At 68.8% G+C, this 5,021-nt stretch carries 5 protein-coding genes and 1 pseudogene; 2 read left to right on the plus strand and 4 right to left on the minus strand.

Translation table 11 applies throughout. The annotated features are described in order from the left end of the window. The 4 genes from ACFWPJ_RS24360 to ACFWPJ_RS24375 all read right to left on the minus strand — a co-directional run. Positions 1-840 (minus strand): hypothetical protein (locus ACFWPJ_RS24360; protein ID WP_378854705.1); only part of this gene is annotated, 840 nt, incomplete at its 3' end. Positions 841-1,033: 193 nt separating this feature from the next. Beyond that, on the minus strand, positions 1,034-2,152 hold the full coding sequence (locus tag ACFWPJ_RS24365) for a hypothetical protein (protein WP_378854706.1): 1,119 nt from the start codon (positions 2,150-2,152) through the stop codon (positions 1,034-1,036). Positions 2,153-2,267: 115 nt separating this feature from the next. Next, positions 2,268-2,531, minus strand: coding sequence for a hypothetical protein (locus ACFWPJ_RS24370; protein ID WP_378854707.1), 264 nt, complete (start codon positions 2,529-2,531; stop codon positions 2,268-2,270). A gap of 46 nt (positions 2,532-2,577) precedes the next feature. After that, complete coding sequence (locus tag ACFWPJ_RS24375; protein ID WP_189026173.1) at positions 2,578-3,357, minus strand: isoprenyl transferase; 780 nt, start codon at positions 3,355-3,357, stop codon at positions 2,578-2,580. A gap of 258 nt (positions 3,358-3,615) precedes the next feature. Here ACFWPJ_RS24375 and ACFWPJ_RS24380 point away from each other — a divergent pair, with 258 nt between their 5' ends. Together ACFWPJ_RS24380 and ACFWPJ_RS24385 are read left to right on the plus strand one after the other, a co-directional pair. After that, positions 3,616-4,305, plus strand: coding sequence for a hemolysin III family protein (locus ACFWPJ_RS24380; RefSeq protein WP_378854708.1), 690 nt, complete (start codon positions 3,616-3,618; stop codon positions 4,303-4,305). Positions 4,306-4,421: 116 nt separating this feature from the next. Next, positions 4,422-5,021, plus strand: a pseudogene (locus tag ACFWPJ_RS24385) (adenylate/guanylate cyclase domain-containing protein); the annotation flags it as partial.

A 5,021-nucleotide genomic window follows, 5' to 3' on the forward strand; every position in this document is an offset into this window, starting at 1 on the left:
ATCCCAGAGCAAACGGGTCAGCACGACATCCGCGCCGTCGCTACGGATGTCGGCGATCGAGCTGCACGACGGGAACGGCGGCCCGGCGGAATCGACCGTTCCCGCGACGAGATCGAGGCGGTGGACCGAGGCGGTGCCACAGGCGACATTGTCACGGCTGTAACCCGCGATGACGACCGACCGTCCGTCGGGTGCGATCACCGCCTGCCGAAACACGGTATTCACCTCCGCGATCCGGCCGAACTGTTGCACCGCACCGGAATTCAGGTCGACGACGTACAGGTGGTTGATGCCCCAGTTGGCGCCGGGGACGGACTCGATCCGCGTGAGCACGGCCCGATTCCGGTCCAGCGCGATCAGCTCGGTGCCGGTGAGCGTGGCGCCCTCGCCCAGCGGATCGCGCGGCGCTGGCAGCGAGATCGCCCGCAGCACAACGGGATCGGGAGTGCGCAGGTCGGCCTGCATGATCGCGCCGTCGCGCCACCAGCCGATCACGGCGTCGTGCAGCGGGAACACCTGGGTGCAGCGGCAGTCGACGCGACCCGAGGACACCAGCAGCTCAGCGGTCTCCATCGCCGTCACCACGCCGTCACCGTCGATCGCGTAGGCGAGTGAATTGTCTTGGCTGAAGCCGATTTCCCGGTAGTCGCCGACCCGGTCGCCGCGCATACCGGACGCGTCGGCCACACCCATCCCAGTCGGCGTGCGCACCGCGTACACCTGGGTCGACAACGGCGCCGCCGTCACGATCTGCGGACCTTGCGGCAATGCGGTCCCGCAGCCCGCCCCGAGTAACCCGATCGCCGCCGCGACCGCCATCCGCATCCCGTTGCTTCGCATCACTACCTCCGGCGCTCCCCCATCGGCGCCGCCCGTGCGCCGCGCCGATCGACCGGGAACCTTCCCGGCGCCGAGGTATACGGAGCGCGCGCCGCATCGGTTCGATCGCCGACGGCGGCTACCTCGCGCCGGAGTCGATTGTCGGCGGAGCCGACCTTCCACCCGCAGGGCGCAAGGCAGCGGCCGAACCGTTCTACCCGTTCGTGGCCGCAGGCGCACCCAGGCTGACGACCTGGTGGGCGAGTTCCGTTCGCGCGCCGCCCTTCTCCACGACCAGCACCCCGTGCGGGGTGTCGCGCATGTCGGTCGGATCACCGGCGACCACCTGGACGACGGACTCCTGCGCGCGCGGCAGCATATCGACCACCGGGTTCTCGCCGACCGGCGCCCAGCCCTGCGCCGCCGACTGCAACCGGTCGACCGAGCTGGGGGCGCCTGCCGTGTCGGCCCACTTCCGGGTGGCGACGGTGATCGTGCCGTCAGCTCCCCAGCGCGGGCTGTAGGCCGCCGAGCACGCGCCCGGCAGCGCGGGCAGTTCCTGGACGGCATTGGTGGTGGCGTCGATGGTCGCGACGTGGCCGGTGCCGCAGGTGGCGCTGCGGGCGGTCGTGCCGGCGAGGACGAAGGTGTGGCCGTCGGGGCCGGCGGCGGCCGAGAGGTGGGCGTCGATGCCGGGCACGCGGCCCAGCGGGAGGATGGCGTCGGCGCCGATCGCGTAGAGGTGGTTCTTCTCCCACCACAGTCCGCGCGACTCGACCCTGGCCAGCAGCACATAGTCGTCGGTGGCCGCGACCAGCCGGGCGCCGTCCCAGCTGCCGCCCGAGAGCGGGCTCGGCGAATCCGGCAGCACCACATCCTGTTCGGGCGCGGCGGGTGCGGTGCCCGACAGATCCAGGGTCATGATCTGCCCCGGTTCCCGCCACCAGGCCACCACCGCGCCGCGCACAGCCACCGCGTCGGTGCAGTCGCACTCGGTCCGCGACACCGAACCGTCGCGCACGCTCAACGCCACCAGCGTCTTCGAGCTCGTCTCCACCGAGAACGCGAACTGCCCGTCCCTGGTGAAACCGACCGCGGCCGAGGAGTACCCGAAACTGCCCGGCGCGCGCACCGTCCCCGCGCTACGCACGACCGCCAGTTCACCGGCGGTGCGGTAGGCGAACACCGAACCCGCAGCATCCTGCTGTTCGGTCGGCGTGATCTGCGGCAGCGCCGTCTTGTCGGCACCGCACCCCGCGAGCAGCGCGACGACACTCGACACCACCCCGATCGCCGCGATCCGGCTCGGTCCTGGCTTCCTCGCAACTCCCACAGCACACCCCTGCACGTGTCGTCGGGCCTCGTCTCGCGCAGCAGCCTAATCGACGCTGTCGGCGCAGCCGCCCGAAGACGTGCGCATGGCCGGAGCGAATGCGCAGGTACGCCTCCTACAACTTCCACGCCGCGTCGAGCCTGGTCGCCACATCGATATTGCGGACCGCCGCGATCTCCGGCTTCCGGATCTCCCCGGCGATATAGCGGGCGACGAACCGGCGGATCTCGTGGTCGACGCTGGCCAGCGCGCGCAGCAACTGCCCGCGCTTGGTCGCGCTGGCGACATTGACACGCACATCACCCGGCCGCGGCTCGGCGATATCGATGACCACCCGCAGCGGGTCAGCGGTGCGCGCGGTGAGATGCAGGTGCCCCACCCCGATCGGACCGAAATCGAAAGCGGCGCCGGCGACCCCGGTGACGTCAAACGCCGAAACGGCGGTGCCGCGCGGCGTAATCCCGTAGTGCGCGCAGGAAGTCGACCCGCCGGAACTCCGGCCAGTACGCCTCGGTGAACCAGATCTCCGAATAGGCGCTCTGCCACAAGAGGAATCCCGAAAGACGCTGCTCACCAGAGGTTCTGATGACCAGATCCGGATCGGGCTGACCGGAGGTGTAGAGGTGCTGGCCGATCGCGTCGACGGTGATCGACTGCACCAGATCCTCGCCCGACTCACCCGCGGCGATCTCCTGGCGCACCAGCGACCGCACCGCGTCGGTGATCTCCTGACGCCCGCCATAGCCCACCGCGACATTCACATGCACGCCGTCGCGTCCGCTCGTCCGCTCGGCGGCCACCCGCAGCCGCTTCGCGATCAGCTCGGGGAAACCCGCCAGCGAGCCGACGATCCGCACACTCCAGTTCTGCTCCGGCGCCGACAGTTCCTCCACCACATCGGTGATGACCTCGAACAGCGTCTCCAGCTCTTCCGGATCGCGGCGCAAGTTCTCCGTCGACAACAGATAGACGGTGACCATCTCGATGCCCTCGTCGGCACACCAACCGACCAGCTCGGCGATCTTCAGCGCGCCGACCCGATGACCGTGGCTGACATCGGTGAACCCGTTCTCGCGCGCCCAGCGGCGATTGCCGTCGCACATCACGGCGACATGGCGAGGATGCTGCTTGTCGGCCAGCTGCTTGGACAGCCTGGCTTCGTAGATGCGGTACGGCAGACCACGCACCCGACCGAGAAACTCCACCCCCGCACCCTACGCTCCCCCGCCTCCCCGGGACTTTGGCCGGTCCTAGGGAGGAAACACGTCGTGCATCGGGCATGCGGTGATGGGCGGGGTGGGTTGGAGGTGGTTGGGGAGTTACCCATGTTCTTACGAGATCAGTGGGCTCGTTTTCGCAAGGACGGGGGGATTGTTGTGGTGTGGTTGTGGGCACGTTTGTGGTGGTGGGGGGTGGTGCTGACGTAGCCTGGGCGGTAACTTACGGTACCGTAGGTTTCTGGCATGGGAGGTTTCGTGGAGGCTGTTGCCGTGGGGGTCGGGGAGCCTGGGGTGTTGGGGAAGCCGCGGTTTCGGGGGTGGATTCATACGTGGGCGGTGGGGATCGCCGCTGTCGCGGTGGTGGTGCTTGTCGTGTTCGGGTTTCGGGAGTCGGCTACCGCGGGATGGTCGACGGTTGTCTATGGGGTGGCGGTGTGCGCGCTGTTCGGGATCAGTGCGGTGTATCACCGGGTGACCTGGCAGAGCGTGCGGGCCAGGGTGCGGATGAAGCGGGCGGATCATTCGATGATCTTTCTGTTCATCGCGGGGAGTTACACGCCGTTCGCGCTGCTCGGGCTGCCTGGCTCGACGGGGCGGGCGCTGCTCGTCGTGGTGTGGGTGGGGGCGCTCGCCGGGGTGGCGTTGAAGATGCTGTGGCCGACCGCGCCACGGTGGGTGGGGGTCCCGCTGTATCTGCTGCTGGGCTGGGCGATCGTGCCGGTCGCGCCGGAACTGCTGCACAACGTGGGAGTGCTGCCGCTGGTGCTGCTCGCCATCGGCGGCGTGATCTACAGCGCGGGGGCGATCCTCTACGCGACGAAATGGCCGAATCCCTGGCCCGAGCACTTCGGACATCACGAGTTCTTCCACGCGGCGACGGTGATCGCCGCGTGGTTCCACTACATCGCGATCTGGCTGGTGCTGCTCGGTTGACCGGCGCGGTGCGCGCGATCGGCGCGACCCGGCCTTCTATGCTCGATATTCGTGTCACCCGTCAGCGCAGCTCGTGATACCCGGGTGTTTCGGCGCTCCGGGTTCTGGCGTGCGCGATGAATCACCTGGTCCGCTGGGCGCTGCGCAGCTACTGGGGACTCGCGCTGGTCGTCATCACGGCCAACCTGGTCGGCCTCGGCGCTATCTTCCTCATCGCCTGGGCGGACGGTGTCTTCAGCCGGGTCGGGCCGAACTGGCGGGAAGCGGCATCGCTGCTCGCCATCTATCCGGCGATCGCCGTGCTTTTCGGCATCTGGATGGCCATCTACGACCGGCGCCGATATCTCCGATGGCTCGACGAGGGTCGCGAACCGACACCGGAGGAAGCGCGCCGCCTGATCGCGCTACCGGCGGCGATCACGGTGCGCGCGATCGTGCTGTGGATACCCGGCATCGCCTTGACGGTGTGGCTGGTCGACCGGTACACCGACTACGACAACCACGCGGTGGTGATCGCCGGATTCGCGCTCGGCGCCCTGGAATCGGCGGGCGCTACCTATCTGATCCTCGACCGGCTGATCCGTCCCACCGTCCCGATCATCGCGGCGGTGCTCGGGCCCACCGTGCATCCGAGTTCAACCGTGCTCGTGCGCGTGCTCGTGACCTGGGCGGTGTCGAGCGCGCTGCCGGGGCTGATCATCATCGTCGTGCTCAGC

Source organism: Nocardia sp. NPDC058497 (assembly GCF_042720195.1).
Taxonomy (GTDB): Bacteria; Actinomycetota; Actinomycetes; order Mycobacteriales; family Mycobacteriaceae; genus Nocardia.